This window comes from Virgibacillus xinjiangensis (genome assembly GCF_042643145.1).
GTDB lineage: Bacteria > Bacillota > Bacilli > Bacillales > Amphibacillaceae > Virgibacillus_O > Virgibacillus_O xinjiangensis.
In genome coordinates this window covers 131,312-146,422 of record NZ_JBHRSA010000041.1, presented here as the reverse complement: position 1 = coordinate 146,422, position 15,111 = coordinate 131,312, and the positions used below count along the sequence as shown (strand labels likewise).

Here is a 15,111-nt window from a genome sequence, read left to right as displayed (position 1 = left end):
CGGTAAGTGGAAAATTTACGATATCATGAACATTATAAGGAGCCGATCAAATGGAGGAAAAATTGGCTGGCATCATTCTTGCAGGCGGTAAGTCGAGCAGGTTCGGCAAACCGAAAGCATTTGCCCAACGAGAAGGCTTGCCATTCTATCAATATTCCATAAATGCACTCACCCCGCACACGGACGAACTGCTGATTGTGACTAGTCCGGAACTGCAGCAACGCTTTCAAGCAGATTCGGAGTTACAAGTGGCAATAGATGTGGAACTATATAGAGGAGAAGGTCCACTTGCCGGTATCTACACAGGGATGGGTGCCATGAAGGCGGAATGGTACCTTACTCTGCCAATTGATGTACCATTTGTCGGAAAGGATATTTTCTCTCCACTCGTCCGGCAAATTCATCCAGGAATACAGGCAGTGGTACCGGTAACAGAAAAAAAAGAACAGCCGCTATTCGCAGTATGGCATCATTCTGTGAAAGGTATTATTGCAGAACAACTGAATAACCGGAAGCGGTCCGTTCATCAGCTGCTCGAAAGATTGGACATAAGAGAAGTCAAGATGGAGGTAGACAAGCCGTTCGTCAATATCAATAGACAGGAAGATTACGAACAGCATATCCACGGAGATCATATCAATCAATGGGAAGGGGACAGGTGAGATGCTGGAAAAACATCGTGAAGCTTCACCTAAAAAAGTGGCAGCAGCCGTCATAACAGTAAGTGATACCAGGAATGAACAGACTGATAAGAGCGGCAGGCTGATGAAGGAAATGTTGCGGGAGCAAGAACATCAAGTCATCGAGTATAAGATTGTTCCGGACCAAGTGGAAGAGATTCAATCAACCGTAACCAGTTTCCTTGATGACAGCCGTATCGAGGCAATTCTCATAAATGGCGGGACAGGAATAGCGAAGAGAGATGTCACCATTGAATCGTTGGAACTTGTATTTGATAAAGGAATACCAGGTTTCGGCGAATTATTCCGTATGCTCAGCTATCAGCATGACATCGGATCCGCGAGTATGCTCTCCCGCGCAGTTGCCGGTGTATCCAGTGGTAGGGTGATTTTTGCCACACCAGGTTCATCGGGGGCTGTAAAGCTTGCCATGGAGAAACTGATCCTGCCTGAACTCGGCCATACCGTGATGGAACTGGCAAAAGACTTGGAAAAATAGACAATGGCAGGATGGAGAAGGAAACACTGGGTGATTGCATTTGTAATCACCCTGCTGTTTGTCATGGCAGGATGGAAAACGTTTATGGATGTAGCTCCGGATGGAAAAACAGAGTTAACCGTTTCAGCAGCTTCCAGCATGATGGACAGTCTGATGGAGGTCAAAGAAGCTTTCGAAAAGGAAGAACCACAAATTGATATTACATATAACTTCGGGGGCTCTGGTACATTACGGCGCCAAATTGAACAGGGAGCTCCCATTGATGTTTTCTTTTCTGCTTCCAAAAGGGAATACACCCGTTTGGATGAGGCTGGCATGATTGTTAATGGTATAGCTTTGCTGCAGAATCGCTTGGCAGTGGTCGTGCCTGAGGGGGCTGCGGATCGGTCCTTCGATGACTTTGTCCGGAGTGAGAGGAAACTGGCCCTAGGTACGCCGAAAGCCGTTCCTGCAGGCACTTATGCCCAAGAAGCTCTCGAAAAACGAGGGGATTGGGCACCACTTGAAGATCGGATAGTTTTTGCGAAAGATGCTACTCATGTTCTAACATTGGTCGAAAAGGGGTCAGTCGGTGCAGGGATTGTTTATATGAGTGATATTCAGGATGAGCAGGGGATAAGAGTTCTTGAAGAGATTGACGAAACGTTGCATACACCGATCGAATATACAGCGGCGGTAATTGGAAACAGGGAAGGACAGGATGAACATACCATGACAGCAGCCAAGAGATTTTTGAAATTTGTACAATCGGAAGAATCCATGGAGACTTTCCGCCGATACGGTTTTGAAGCGACAAGTGGAAAGGGAGTCATCGACTGATGGAATGGTCATGGCACCCAGTTTCTCTTTCATTCTTCGTAGCCGCTGCTGCTACTTTGGTTGCATTTATCCTTGCCGTCCCCGCTGCCTATTTGATGGCGAATGGACGATGGAGAGGACGTGCCGTATTGGAGACTTTCTTCTTTCTCCCGCTTGTCCTGCCACCGACCGTTATTGGATTTTTGCTGATTCTCCTGTTCGGCAATAATAGCCCAGTAGGGAGGATATGGGAATGGCTGACAGGCAACAGCATGATGTTCACTGTCTCTGCTGCTATCCTTGCGGCGGCATCTGTAGCTTTCCCGCTGATGTACCAGTCAATCAAGACAGGATTTCAATCGGTCGACCCCAATATTCTAGGGGCTGCACGGGTGGACGGAGCCTCGAATTGGAAATTGCTGATTTTCATATTGATTCCCCTTTCTATGAGGGCGTTGGCAGCCGGAGCGGTTTTAAGCTATACCAGGGCTTTCGGGGAATTTGGTGCCACACTGATGTTTGCTGGAAACATTCCGGGCCATACACAGACCATCCCGACAGCGATTTATTTGGCAATTGAGACTGGTCAGGATAAGCTAGCTTGGTATTACGTCTTGATCAGCATCTTCTTTTCATTTATTTTACTCTACGCCATCAGCATGGCCGGCAGGAAGAGCTGAAGCTTATCATGTCAGGGATCAGCAGGAGACCCTGAGTATCGCCTGGAGCGCTACATATATTTGCTGTATAAATAGAAAAGCTGCCGGGCTACCCGACAGCCTGACAGGACAACAGTCAACTGTTGTCCTGCCTCTTATATTCGCCGCTTTTGCCACCACTTTTTTCTTCGAGATAAGTCTGGCCGATGATCATCCCCTTATCAACGGCTTTACACATATCATAGACCGTCAGTGCAGCTGTTGAGGCAGCGGTAAGGGCTTCCATCTCTACACCGGTACTGCCGACCGTCTTGACTTCCGCCTTGATGTTCAACTCATATTGATCATCTGCTAACCTTTCCCATTCAAAGGAAAGGTCTACGCCGCTGATAGGAATCGGATGGCACATAGGAATCAGATTAGATGTCTGCTTGGCCCCCATAATTCCAGCTACCTGGGCGACCGCCAGGACATCTCCTTTCTTATTTTTCTGCTGAACAATATTGTCGTAGACATTGCCGTCCATCTTTACACTGGAGTGGGCTACAGCTCTTCTGGAGCTTTCTTTCTTATCGGTTATATCGACCATTTTGGCTCGTCCATCTTCGTTGAAATGAGTTAAATCTGCCATGATGTTCACCTGCCTTTAGAATTTTACATCCTCTTTTATTCAAACATGATTAGGCAGAATGAAACAAGCGAGACGAGGTAAGACAAGGTGGTAGAAAGCTTTCCTTTCCAGTAATCTTGCCAAGGTAAAACAAGTACCGGCTGCCAAAGTAGGAGCCGGTACTTTCATTAACTTTCCGTTTTTTCAATGCGGCAGATGGACTGTTTGAGGATAGGTTGATGGGATAGTGGATCAATCACATCTCCGGTTAAATCGTTGGCTGGTTTTTCGTTTTTCCATTCCCCAAAGTGAAATGGGATGAATACTTCCCCCTGTTTCACTTCCTTGCTGATTTTTACTGGAACTTGGATGGCACCGCGTGGTGACTGCACTTGGACATTTTCTCCATCCGCTATATTTAGCGCATCTGCATCCTCTTTGTTCAGCTGGACAAATGCTTCTGGCGCCTTTTCATCCAGATCAGCTACACGTCCAGTTTTGGTCCGAGTGTGCCAATGCCATAGGAGACGCCCGGTATTAAGCCACAACGGATATTCTTCCCTTGGTTTTTCTGGTGAACCCATATGGTGGGTCGGATGGAAAATGGCCCGTCCGTTCGCCTGAATACTTCGAAACTCTTTTTCGGTTTTCGGCCGTCCAGTGACGATGTCTTTTCCATAACTTTGGCAGTATTCAGGAGTTGTTGCAAAATTACCGTCTTCATAAAGTCGGACGGTGCCTTCCGGGTTATCTTTCGGTGCCGGCCAGCGGATGCCATTCTTTTTTTCCAGTAGGTGATATGTCATTCCCGACATATCACTCGGCCGTCCTTTGGAAACCTGCTTCCACTCCTCAAAAGCTTCTTCTGGAGTAGAATATCCTACCAATGGGTTGCCGTCCTTATCTTCCAATTCCATCCTTCTGCTAAATTCCAGCAGGATCTCAAAGTCAGTCTTGACGCCTTCTGGGGGCTCTACTGCCTTTCGCAGTAAATTGATGGTACGGTCTGCGTTTTCCATGGTTCCTTCTTTTTCTCCCCACATGGCAGGGGGGAGGACAATGTCCGCTACTTCAGTTGTTTCAGTTAAAAACGGGTCCTGTACAACCACAAAGGCTTTTTCCATTGCAGACTTTACCCTTGGAAGGTTCGGCAGGGAGACAAGTGGATTGGTATGGATATTCCAGAAGAATCCAATTTGTCCTTTCTCCATCAATTCTATTTGTTTGATGATGCCCTTCTCAGGTCCGACAGCTAGAGAAGACTCTTCTACATTCCATAGCTCCGCAATCTCGCGAAGATGTTCGGGATTCTCTGGATTACGGTTGCCCGGATAGGTTCCCACTCCACCTACCGTGCGGTTGCCCGATGAACTTGGCTGGCCAGCCATATGAAGTGGCCCACTGCCCGGCTTGCCAATCAGTCCTCTCATCAAGTGAAGATTGTTGATAGCCACACAAGCTGCCGTTGCATCACTACTCTGGAATGCCCCTTGGAGTGTGGTAGAGACGAGACTCTCCGTCTGTCCGAGCTGTTCAGCCGCCATTCGGAGCATTTCAACCTCTATCCCTGTCTCTCTGCTTGTTTTTTCCAATGTCCATTCTTCCACGGACGCTTTCATTTCATCAAATTGGACGGTATGCTCTCCGATAAACTCTTTGTCCAGCCGGCCTTGGTCGATGATTTCCCTGATCAACCCGTTCATTAAAGCCACATTGGTGGCAGGCTTCAATGCCAGATGCAGATCGGCTTCCTTGGCTGTAAGAGTTTCTCTGGGATCCACTACGATAAGGTATGGTTTCCCTGTTCTTTTTTTCCTTTCCATGATCCGTTCGAAAAATACACTGCCTGTTTCAGCGGGATTGTGGCCGAACAGCATGATAGTGTCTGCTATGTCCACGTCTTCAAAGGAGGCCGGGACACCGTCGGAACCGAATGATTCCAAGAGACACCATTCTGTCGTTGCTGTACAGAGGCGGGTATTCGCATCGAGCAGATGGGTGCCGATCCCGGCTCTGCCGATTTTGGCAATTGTATAGTAGTCTTCGAGAAAACCCTGGCCGGTTGAATAGATAGCCACTCCGTCACCGCCATTTTTCTGGATCACTTCCTTTGCTTTTTGTACCATCAGATCCATGGCTTCCTCCCATGTCGCCTTCTCCAGATTCCCTTGGTTATTCCGGATCAGTGGGTGAAGGAGGCGGTCGGGACTATTATTCGGCTGCCATTGGTACTCTGCCTTTGGATCTAGTCTTCCCAAGTTGATCGAATGATCTTTATTTCCTCGGACACCTGCAATCTTTCCATCCTTGACCGCAATTTCACATCCGCAGCCGATGGAGCAGAGGTTACAGGTGCTGTGGACCCATTTATCTACAGCATCTTTCCTATCCATGTTTTGGTCTGTCTTTTGCTCTCCCCATGCCATGATGAAAACCTCCTTCTATTTTTCCGTGTAGAATGTTGGAACGATATAAGGGATATGTGCTTCCTTCATAAAGTCTTCTTCATCCGGCAGTGCTTCTTCCAATTCTTCTTTCATCTCATTGAATAACTCTTCCATCTCCTGAAGTGTCTGCTCTTCCAACAACTTGTTCTGGCTGCATATCCGTTTCCAGCTTTGAAAAAGCAGTTTCTCCGTTTCATCATCCCGGTATATGACTTTCAGCCATTCGACCAATTCGGAATATTGTGGCACATCCTCTTCCTTCAGGTAGGATAGCAGTTTGTCCAGGGTGTCCTGCTTTTCCCGGAGAATCAAATGAACTCTTTCTTCCAGAGGGTCCTCCGGAAAATATCGGTGTTCAAGCAGTCTGTCTGTAAGATCTTTGACTTTGGAAAAAGCCCTGTAGATATGATCGATTTCTTGACGTTTTTGTGCATCCAAAAAAATCCCTCCCGAGAATTATTCTCTTGGCAGGACCCGATTGTTGATAGGTACTAGCTCAATCTGTAAGTCTTTTATATATTCCCGTTGGAATGGTTGCTTAAACTAGCAGGAGAGGCTGAGAGTCTGGTAGTGGAGGGGTGGCTGCTTTCCGGGCGGAGGGGCAAAACGCCCGGAAAGCCTGCAGTATTAGAATAATTCATCTTCCAATGCTTCCGTGTCAATTAGGAAGTAGCCTGATTTATCTGTGGAGAGGAGATTTTTCTTTTTCAGCTGGGTAAGGGTCCGGCTTACTGTTTCCCTGCTGGAACCAATCATATTCGCGAGTTCCCTGTTGGTGAATTGAGTCGTAATCTTTACATCGCCACCGTCTAATTCGGTGCCATTATTTTTCGCCAGCCTGAGCAGGAGCAGGATAATCTGCTCATAGGTGTTGTGCAGGATCTGCTCTTCCAATCTGCTTTGCAGATCAACGATACGGTCGCCAAGCACCCGAAGCAGTTTGACACTGGTCTCGGGGTGGGTAAGCAAAAAGTTCTCGAAGGACTCGATCGGGATATACAAAAGGACCGCATCTTCAATCACCTGAGCATGTGCCGGATAGTCCCCTTTGCGGAAAAAGCCGAGATGCGGAAACATGTCACCGGCCTCCAGTACATTTACAATCTGTTCTTTGCCATGCAGATCTGTCTTATATATTTTAATTTTCCCCTGGTAAATGAAATAGACATTTGTCAACGGGTCCCCATGCATGAATATATGTGTGCCCCGGCGGTACAAGCGATTATGTGAAAAGTCCACAATCGGCTCCATTTCCGAATCGCTCAGTCCTTTGAACAAAGTGAAATGCTTTAATAGTTCCTTTGCGGAATAGTTATTCATGGAAAAAATCCCCTTTATCTATATACAGTCTTCCTTTCCTATTCTAGCATGCCGCAAGCCTTGATATTAACTTTTTTAACAATGTGATTAAAATCATAGGCAGCATGTGTCTTTACGCACAACAGCTTTGGGATAGAAGAGGTAGGATAAAACTGTAAACAATACATCATCAACCGGGAGGGCAAGGCAATGAAGGAAATAGTATTTGCAGAGAAACTGCATGCGCCGGATATTGAAGCGAAAATCCGCCATCCGAGGATATTTGAAGTGTTCGACGGTCTGGAGAAAGGAGAGTATTTGCAGTTATCTAATGACCATGATCCAAAACCTCTCCACTATCAATTTATTATGGAAAGAGAGGGAGAATTCACCTGGGAGTATTTGGAAGAAGGGCCGAACCGTTGGTGTGTAGCCATCGGGAAGATATAAAAAAATAGAAATTAGTTTGCTATCAAATTGACAATAGAAAGGATCGATGATTCCTATGAAGAAAGGTTTATTGGCATTCTTAGTACTTGCATTGGTGCTGTTCTTGGCGGCATGTGGTGGGGGCAGTGACGAGGTATCAGGGCCGGAAGACACAGATGACGCGACTGCGGCCGAGGAGACAGCAGAGGAAACGGAAAGTGAATCAGCAGAAGGTGAAGCTTCCAATGAAATCAATCTGACAGCTACGAACTTCGATTTGGGTGGAGAAGAATTTGTTGTGAATTCTGGAGAAGAAGTGACCTTGACCCTTACTAATGAGGAAGGGAACCATGGAGTTGCCATTGATGAGCTTGATGTAGACCTCCAGGGTGAAGGAGAAGTGACCTTTGTGCCAGAAGAGCCAGGTGAGTACACCATTTATTGTAATATTTTCTGCGGCGAGGATCATGATCAGATGACCGCCACACTGATTGTGCAATAGGAAGTGAGAAGAGCTTAGCCTACAGGCGGCTGCTCTTTTCTTATTTAATGACTGAAGTGAGGTACGTCACAACGCTATTTGGCAAGATAGGTTATACTTCAGTCAGAATTCAGGAGGGGATATCATGTTTAACCGGGATTACAATGAAAATCCGTTTATTGTTATATGGGAACTGACCAGAGCCTGCCAACTGAAGTGCCTGCACTGTCGCGCGGAGGCCCAGTATCATCGCCATCCCTTGGAACTTGATTTTGAAGAGGGGAAGAAATTGATCGATGATATATATGAGATGGATAATCCGATGCTGGTATTTACAGGAGGAGACCCCTTGGAGCGACCGGATGTATTTGACATTGCGGAATACGCCGTGCAGAAAGGGGTGCGTGTTTCAATGACACCGTCTGCAACGCCGAACGTGACAAAAGAAGCGATGAAAAAGGCGAAAGATGTTGGGTTGTCCCGATGGGCATTCAGTATTGACGGACATTGTGCCGAGGTGCATGATCATTTCCGAGGTACAAACGGATCGTTCGACCTCACCATGAATGCGATAGAATATCTGCATGAGTTGGATATGCCTCTGCAAATCAATACCGTTATATCCAAATATAATTATGAGTACCTTGATGAAATGGCCAAAATGGTGGGAGATTTAGGCTGTGTGTTATGGAGTGTATTTTTCTTGGTACCGACAGGGCGGGGGAAGGAAGAAGATATGATCTCCCCTGCAGAGCATGAGCGTGTATTCCGCTGGCTTTACAAACTGTCGAAAAAGGTGCCATTCGATATTAAAACTACCGCCGGACAGCATTACCGTCGTGTAGTCATCCAAAATAAAATGCGGGAACATAAGGGAATGAGCGATCAGGAGCATATTTTCTATGAGGATGCCCTGATGAACGGAAAAACGGGCCAGATTGATGGGTTGGGCCGCGCTCCGAAGGGAGTCAATGATGGAAACGGCTTTGTATTCATCTCCCACACCGGTGATGTCTATCCAAGTGGGTTGCTGCCGGTAAAAGCCGGCAATGTGCGCATGACCCCGCTTGCGGATATTTACCGTCATTCAGAGGTTTTCCAGAACCTTCGCAATCCGGATAAATATAAAGGGAAATGCGGGGTGTGTGAATTCCGTCATGTTTGCGGGGGTTCCAGGTCCCGTGCCTATAATGCGACTGGGGATTATATGGAGAGTGAGCCATATTGCGTCTACATTCCAAAGGTGATGAGAGAACAAATGAAAGAAGAACGGAAACAGAACAAACCAGCAAGCAACCAATAGAATTAGAGAAAAAAGCAACAGCCATGTAGTTAGGCTGTTGCTTTTGCGTCTGTTTACAAGAATAAGATGACAAGAATCCCGACAATGAAACAATAGAAAGCGAAATATTTCAGGTTCCCTCTGGCCATGATATTGATGAACCATTTCAATGCAAAATAGGAGGCAATAATGGATGCCATGAATGCGATGATATAGGGGATCATCAATGTATCGAAGTTAGGGTCGCTGACAATGTCCGTTATGGAGAGTACACTGATCCCCAAGCTCACCGGAATATAGAGAAGAAACGAGAAGCGAAGAGCAGTCTCTTGTTTCATCCCAACGAGCATAGCTGCGACGATAGTTGCACCAGAACGGCTGATGCCGGGGACGAGGGCAGCAGCCTGGGCGAAACCGACAATAAGAGCATCCTTCATACTGAGATCGCCGTCATTCTTCTGTCCGTGCAGATTGCGGATGATCCATAGGGCCGCTCCTGTAATAAGGAGAGTATAGCCAACAATCCATACACCTGCATCAGCAATCATGTCCTCAAATAAGAGGCCGAGGATTCCAGTCGGAATTGTGGCGACGACCAGAAAGATAATAAACTGGAAATCACCCTTTGCAGCTTCATCCTTTTTAGTCAGATAGAGCCAACCGTTTTTGATGAGCCGAATGATATCCTCGCGGAAGACAATCAATACAGCGATCAGGGACCCGAAATTCACTAATATTTCAAAGGAAAGACCCTTGATTTCCACATCGAATAATTCACGGAGTATTACCAGGTGCCCACTGGATGAAATGGGAATAGGTTCTGTAAACCCTTGGAACAGCCCCAATACAAGATATTTAACCAACGTCCAAAGTTCTGTCATTACTTCCATAGAGAGTCCTCCTCAGTTCTTCAATTCTTCAATTCTACCTCCATTAGACGAGTCACCATAAACCATTCGTTTGAATAGCCTAAATGGTGAGGAGGTTGTTATAAATGAACACAAATTATCAACATATGTATGAACAATGTAAGAATCATATGCATTCCTATGTGCTTGCTGAAATGGTGGATGGCACGAAAGTAGACGGCATCATCACTGGTTTGGATAATGAAAATGTTTATTTTGCAGTACCAGTTGGGGGAGAGAATCAGGCATATGCGGAGCATGATTACCGGAACGGTTATCCTGACGAACGTATATTCGGATACCCGGGCTATGGCTATCCAGGGTATGGTTATCCGGGTTATGGCTATCATCGACCGCCGAGAAGGTTTCGTCGACTTATCCTGCCGCTCGCCGCATTGGCAGCGCTAAGTGTACTCCCTTGGTATTAATGAATGGTTCATAGGAAGAAGTTAGTTTAACTGCAAAAAGAAACCCTTGCCCACATTCCTTGCAGGCAAGGGTTTCCCTACTAGTTTTGCTCGCTTTGGCCGCCGAGTGCTCCGCCACCTAATACGAATACAGCCACCGAGAGGATTCCGGCAAGGATCACGGAGTCCATGACAGCGAAAGGCTCCCCACCCATGCTTGTCAATACATAGGAAATGGCGAAACTGATCAGCAGCGCCCAAACAATTGTCATTATGTATTTCATGCTTAACACCTCAACTTTTAGGACTGGTTTTCATCATCTTCGTCATCATTCATGTTGTCATTATACTCATTCAGTTTACCAAATTTGGCAGACAAAGCAAAGTATTTTTATTCTTAATGAAGGGCGTCTTTGGGCCAATAAAGAAATTACATAGACAATCCAAGGAGGAGAAAATATGAATATACTCGTTTCAAACTGTAACCATTGGATTGGATGGCATGTTGTAGAGGATCTACTATACCAGAACTGCCATGTCCACGCGATGATTGACAAGGGAGTAAGAGAGGACCTACTTCTTTTCTTCGGGCGGAACAGCAATCTCACCGTGTTGGATGATGAGACAGCACTGTCGGCAAATTATGAGGCGATGATTGCGATTAATGAAGTCCCTGGATTCCAGGTCAATCACTACGATCGTTGCCTCTATATCGGCCATAAAGCTGTGAATAACTCAGAAAACATTACGACGATTCACCCACCACTGTTGTTCGGGGAATGGATGCCGATGAACGAAGATGGCATATATGCAGAAAAGGAGTTCATACGGTTTGATTCAAAGAAGTTTAGCCAGGAGGCTATGTATATCAAGGATTTTACAAGGGCGTTAATCCAATGGGTACGGGCTGGAATACTGCCCTCGATAATAGATGCCAAAGGTCCTGCTGATAAAATGGATATGAAAAGGAAAGACTCCGTCCTTATTATGGGGGGAGGCCGGGTTCAGCAAAGGGTAGAGGCATTACAGGAACATTATAGGACATACCGACCTCTGTATTGAAATTCCCATTTCATGGCAATACTGATGTTGCTGGATAGAGTTCATTTCGGTAAAATAGGGACAGAAAGAGAAATGGAGGCCGTTTGGTGAAAAGAATCTGTTTTTTTTCCTCGATCTTCCTTACAGCCATCCTCCTGTCCGGTTGTGATTATTTTTCTGCCGGGAATATTCAGAATGTCGGCATGCTCACAGAAGGCTCAATTGATGATGAAGGATGGGTGGATAAAGGTTATCAGGGGTTATTAAATATAGGCGATACATATGAAGTGGATGTTTTCTATGAAGAGAATGTCCGGACAGAGCAGCAGACGAGGGAAGCAGTGGATGAATTTGTACGCGACGGAGTCAACCTGATTTTCGGCCATAGCAGCAGTTATGGACCTTATTTTTCCGAACTCGCTGATGACTACCCCGATGTACATTTTGTTTATTTCAATGGAGGATATATGGATGAAAATGTGACCAGTCTGAATTTCAACTCCCATGCGGTGGGATTCTTTGCAGGCATGGTGGCCGGTAGAATGACAGAGGCGGATAAGGTTGGAATCATCGCCGCGTATGAATGGCAGCCGGAAATTGAAGGTTTCTTTGAAGGGGTCCATTACGAAAATCCGCAGGCAGAGATTGAGATAGACTTTCTGAATAACTGGCAGGATGATGGTCGGGCAGCAGAGATCTACCACACAATGAAAGAGAACGGTACCGATGTTTTTTATCCGACTGGTGATAGTTTTTCCCGTTCTATCATCGAGCAGGCAGAAGAGGATGGTCTCTACGCGATCGGGTACATCGTCGACCAGTCGGACATTGATGAACGGACAGTTCTTACCAGTACACGGCAGCATGTAGATCAGCTGTATGAAACCGTTGCAGAAGAATTTGATAATGGAAGTTTGAATGGCAGCATTATCACCTATGACCTGGAGGACGAAGTCATTTCTCTTGGAGAATTCAGTCCTGATGTACCGCAAGACTTTCAGGAGAAGCTGAATGAAGAGCTGGAAAAATACAAACAGACCGGCCTGCTGCCGAACGAACGTTAAAAAGCCCGGGTGGCCGCAGATGCGGTTGCCCGGGCTTTTAATGTCCAAAAGAGAATGATAAGGGGAAATCGAAGTTGAAAAGGTGATCTTGTTTGCTGATGTCCAAAGCTTACTTGCAAAAATAAAAGGATTGGATTAAAATTAGCACCAAGTCATAAGAATTGATAATAACGATGAAATTCATTATATAAGATAAGGGGATGGAAGCATGAGCGTAGGAGTTTTGGGTGCAGGGCATTATGTACCGGAGAAAGTTCTCACCAATAACGATATGGAAAAGATTGTAGATACCAGTGATGAGTGGATCCGCACCCGTACAGGGATTGAAGAAAGAAGAATAGCGGAAGACGATGTGGACACTTCGGATATGGCTTACTTCGCAGCTGTCCATGCCCTTGAGCAATCGGGAGTGGAAGCAGATGATATTGATCTGATACTGGTCGCCACTGTGACACCGGACACACCGTTTCCATCTGTATCATGCATGCTTCAGGATCGTCTAGGGGCCAAGAAAGCGGCTGCCATGGATGTCAGTGCCGCATGTTCCGGTTTCATGTACGGTATGGTTACTGCTCAACAATTCATCCAATCAGGAGTATATAAACATGTCTTAGTCGTAGGGGCTGAGAAATTGTCTAAAATTACGGACTGGTCCGACCGTGCAACTTGTGTGCTATTCGGAGATGGCGCCGGGGCTGCAGTGCTTGGAGAGGTGTCGGAAGGGAAAGGAATCCTTTCCTTTGAACTTGGCGCAGATGGATCCGGTGGTAAACAACTTTACCAAGACGAAGAGGACCATTTGCAGATGAACGGCAGGGAAGTATTCAAGTTTGCAGTCAGACAGATGCCAGAGTCTTCTGTCAATGTCATTGAACAGGCAGGGTTGGCGAAAGAGGATGTCGACTATCTTGTGCCACACCAGGCAAATATGCGAATCATGGAATCTGCAAGGGAGCGCTTGGGGATTTCTGAAGAAAAGATGGCCACTTCTGTAAAAAGGTATGGAAATAACTCGTCGGCTTCTATACCGATTGCCTTATCAGAAGCAATCCAAGGTGGTAAAATTAAAGATAATGATTTGGTAGTGCTTGTCGGATTCGGCGGCGGCCTGACATGGGGCGCTATAGCACTAAGATGGGGAAAATAAACGAACAACCATTAGAGGAGGCAGACCATATGGAACAGAGAAGGGTGGTCATTACCGGGCTTGGGTCAATCTCTCCAATCGGTAACGACACGAAAACAATGTGGCAAAATCTTATTGCAGGTACTTCCGGCATTGATTTTGTAACCAAAGTGAACAAAGACGAATACCCGGCAAAAGTCGCCGGTGAAGTGAAAGACTTTGATCCGGCACAGTACATCGATAAAAAGGATGTACGCAAGATGGATCCTTTCACTCAATATGCGGTTGCCGCTTCAAAAATGGCCTTGGAAGATGCAGGCTTGACCATCGATGACAGTAATGCTCACCGAGTCGGAGTATGGATCGGCTCAGGGATCGGGGGAATGAAGACATGGGAGGACCAGCATACGAAGCTGTTGGAAAAGGGACCAAAGCGGGTCAGTCCTTTCTTCGTACCGATGATGATTCCGGACATGGCTGCAGGCCAGGTATCCATACAGACAGGAGCCAAAGGAATCAATTCTTGTACGGTAACAGCATGTGCCTCCGGAGCCAATTCAATTGGTGATGCATACAAGGCTGTACAGCGTGGAGATGCTGATTATATCATCGCTGGAGGAACTGAGGCACCAATTTCCAATATGGCTTTCGCCGGCTTCTCCTCTGCTAAAGCACTCTCCCTGAATGATGATCCGCAAAAGGCAAGCCGCCCGTTCGACAAAGACAGGGATGGTTTTGTCATGGGAGAAGGGTCAGGCATATTGATTCTTGAAACATTGGAGTCCGCCTTGGAACGTGATGCTCATATTTATGGAGAGATTGCCGGATATGGAGCGACCGGGGATGCTTATCATATCACTGCCCCAGCTGAGCATGGAGAAGGTGCGGCACGTGCGATGCAGCAGGCACTTGATGATGCCGGTGTAGCTCCTGAAATGATAGATTATATCAATGCCCATGGAACGAGCACTGCACTGAATGACAAGTATGAAACGGAAGCCATCAAGACTGTATTTGGAGAACATGCCCACAAGTTGGCTGTATCGTCCACAAAGTCAATGACCGGGCATCTCCTTGGCGCAGCCGGAGGAATAGAATCCGTAATTTCTATAAAAGCAATAGAGGATGGTATCATTCCAGCTACCATCAATTATGAGACACCTGATCCGGACTGTGATCTGGATTATGTGCCGAACGAGGCAAGGGAACAGGAAGTCAACACAGTTGTAAGCAACTCACTCGGGTTTGGCGGCCATAATGTTGCACTTGTTTTTAAAAAATATCAATAATAGATGAACCCGGCCTTTACCATCGGTCGGGTTTTTTTTACATATCCGGAACAGAGCTGTTGTCCTTAGCAGGCAAAAGCTGCATAAACATA

18 protein-coding genes are annotated in these 15,111 nt (G+C 46.4%); 12 read left to right on the top strand and 6 right to left on the bottom strand.

Annotated elements, in window-relative coordinates:
- Positions 1–50 precede the first annotated feature (50 nt).
- From mobA to modB, 4 genes are read left to right on the top strand one after another with little or no spacing between them, the layout of a single operon-like run.
- Positions 51–662 carry a molybdenum cofactor guanylyltransferase gene (mobA, locus tag ACFOGI_RS10125; RefSeq protein WP_390271990.1) on the top strand — a complete coding sequence of 204 codons (612 nt, stop codon included), beginning with the start codon at positions 51–53 and terminating at the stop codon, positions 660–662.
- 1 nt (position 663) lies between these two features.
- Positions 664–1,179 carry a MogA/MoaB family molybdenum cofactor biosynthesis protein gene (locus ACFOGI_RS10120; protein ID WP_390271988.1) on the top strand — a complete coding sequence of 172 codons (516 nt, stop codon included), beginning with the start codon at positions 664–666 and terminating at the stop codon, positions 1,177–1,179.
- Between the two features lie 30 nt (positions 1,180–1,209).
- Positions 1,210–1,998 (top strand): molybdate ABC transporter substrate-binding protein, encoded by a 789-nt coding sequence (gene modA, locus ACFOGI_RS10115; RefSeq protein WP_390271986.1) that lies wholly within the window; start codon positions 1,210–1,212, stop codon positions 1,996–1,998.
- Positions 1,998–2,657, top strand: coding sequence for a molybdate ABC transporter permease subunit (gene modB, locus ACFOGI_RS10110; RefSeq protein ID WP_390271984.1), 660 nt, complete (start codon positions 1,998–2,000; stop codon positions 2,655–2,657). Before modA ends, modB begins: the two co-directional genes overlap by 1 nt.
- Positions 2,658–2,772: 115 nt before the next feature.
- Here modB and moaC read toward each other — a convergent pair whose 3' ends face one another.
- From moaC to ACFOGI_RS10090, 4 genes are all read right to left on the bottom strand, one after another.
- Positions 2,773–3,267 carry a cyclic pyranopterin monophosphate synthase MoaC gene (gene moaC / locus ACFOGI_RS10105; protein WP_390271981.1) on the bottom strand — a complete coding sequence of 165 codons (495 nt, stop codon included), beginning with the start codon at positions 3,265–3,267 and terminating at the stop codon, positions 2,773–2,775.
- A gap of 167 nt (positions 3,268–3,434) precedes the next feature.
- Positions 3,435–5,672, bottom strand: a complete 2,238-nt coding sequence (locus ACFOGI_RS10100; RefSeq protein WP_390271979.1) for a molybdopterin oxidoreductase family protein — start codon at positions 5,670–5,672, stop codon at positions 3,435–3,437.
- A gap of 15 nt (positions 5,673–5,687) precedes the next feature.
- Positions 5,688–6,131, bottom strand: a complete 444-nt coding sequence (locus ACFOGI_RS10095) for a hypothetical protein (RefSeq protein ID WP_390271977.1) — start codon at positions 6,129–6,131, stop codon at positions 5,688–5,690.
- 189 nt (positions 6,132–6,320) lie between these two features.
- Positions 6,321–7,013 carry a Crp/Fnr family transcriptional regulator gene (locus tag ACFOGI_RS10090; RefSeq protein WP_390271975.1) on the bottom strand — a complete coding sequence of 231 codons (693 nt, stop codon included), beginning with the start codon at positions 7,011–7,013 and terminating at the stop codon, positions 6,321–6,323.
- Between the two features lie 189 nt (positions 7,014–7,202).
- Here ACFOGI_RS10090 and ACFOGI_RS10085 point away from each other — a divergent pair, with 189 nt between their 5' ends.
- The 3 genes from ACFOGI_RS10085 (at position 7,203) to ACFOGI_RS10075 (ending at position 9,205) form a co-directional block, all read left to right on the top strand.
- Complete coding sequence (locus tag ACFOGI_RS10085) at positions 7,203–7,442, top strand: DUF2249 domain-containing protein (RefSeq protein WP_390271973.1); 240 nt, start codon at positions 7,203–7,205, stop codon at positions 7,440–7,442.
- 55 nt (positions 7,443–7,497) lie between these two features.
- Positions 7,498–7,923 (top strand): cytochrome C oxidase subunit II, encoded by a 426-nt coding sequence (locus ACFOGI_RS10080; RefSeq protein ID WP_390271971.1) that lies wholly within the window; start codon positions 7,498–7,500, stop codon positions 7,921–7,923.
- 124 nt (positions 7,924–8,047) lie between these two features.
- The gene (locus ACFOGI_RS10075; protein ID WP_390271969.1) at positions 8,048–9,205 is read left to right on the top strand and encodes a TIGR04053 family radical SAM/SPASM domain-containing protein; all 1,158 of its coding nucleotides are present in this window, start codon (positions 8,048–8,050) and stop codon (positions 9,203–9,205) included.
- A gap of 53 nt (positions 9,206–9,258) precedes the next feature.
- Here the strand turns inward: ACFOGI_RS10075 and ACFOGI_RS10070 are convergent, their stop codons facing one another.
- Entirely contained in the window at positions 9,259–10,065 is an 807-nt protein-coding gene (locus tag ACFOGI_RS10070) for an undecaprenyl-diphosphate phosphatase (protein WP_390272178.1), read from the bottom strand.
- 113 nt (positions 10,066–10,178) lie between these two features.
- Between ACFOGI_RS10070 and ACFOGI_RS10065 the strand changes: the two genes are divergently transcribed.
- Positions 10,179–10,520 carry a hypothetical protein gene (locus tag ACFOGI_RS10065; RefSeq protein WP_390271966.1) on the top strand — a complete coding sequence of 114 codons (342 nt, stop codon included), beginning with the start codon at positions 10,179–10,181 and terminating at the stop codon, positions 10,518–10,520.
- Positions 10,521–10,600: 80 nt separating this feature from the next.
- On the opposite strand, the gene ACFOGI_RS10060 is transcribed toward ACFOGI_RS10065, so the two are convergent.
- Positions 10,601–10,783 (bottom strand): DUF2929 family protein, encoded by a 183-nt coding sequence (locus ACFOGI_RS10060; RefSeq protein WP_390271964.1) that lies wholly within the window; start codon positions 10,781–10,783, stop codon positions 10,601–10,603.
- 175 nt (positions 10,784–10,958) lie between these two features.
- Between ACFOGI_RS10060 and ACFOGI_RS10055 the strand changes: the two genes are divergently transcribed.
- The 4 genes from ACFOGI_RS10055 (at position 10,959) to fabF (ending at position 15,019) form a co-directional block, all read left to right on the top strand.
- Positions 10,959–11,561, top strand: a complete 603-nt coding sequence (locus tag ACFOGI_RS10055; protein WP_390271962.1) for a hypothetical protein — start codon at positions 10,959–10,961, stop codon at positions 11,559–11,561.
- A gap of 86 nt (positions 11,562–11,647) precedes the next feature.
- Complete coding sequence (locus tag ACFOGI_RS10050; protein WP_390271960.1) at positions 11,648–12,604, top strand: BMP family ABC transporter substrate-binding protein; 957 nt, start codon at positions 11,648–11,650, stop codon at positions 12,602–12,604.
- Between the two features lie 208 nt (positions 12,605–12,812).
- Complete coding sequence (locus ACFOGI_RS10045; RefSeq protein WP_390271959.1) at positions 12,813–13,751, top strand: beta-ketoacyl-ACP synthase III; 939 nt, start codon at positions 12,813–12,815, stop codon at positions 13,749–13,751.
- A gap of 29 nt (positions 13,752–13,780) precedes the next feature.
- Positions 13,781–15,019 carry a beta-ketoacyl-ACP synthase II gene (gene fabF / locus ACFOGI_RS10040; protein ID WP_390271956.1) on the top strand — a complete coding sequence of 413 codons (1,239 nt, stop codon included), beginning with the start codon at positions 13,781–13,783 and terminating at the stop codon, positions 15,017–15,019.
- The last annotated feature ends 92 nt before the right edge of the window (positions 15,020–15,111 follow it).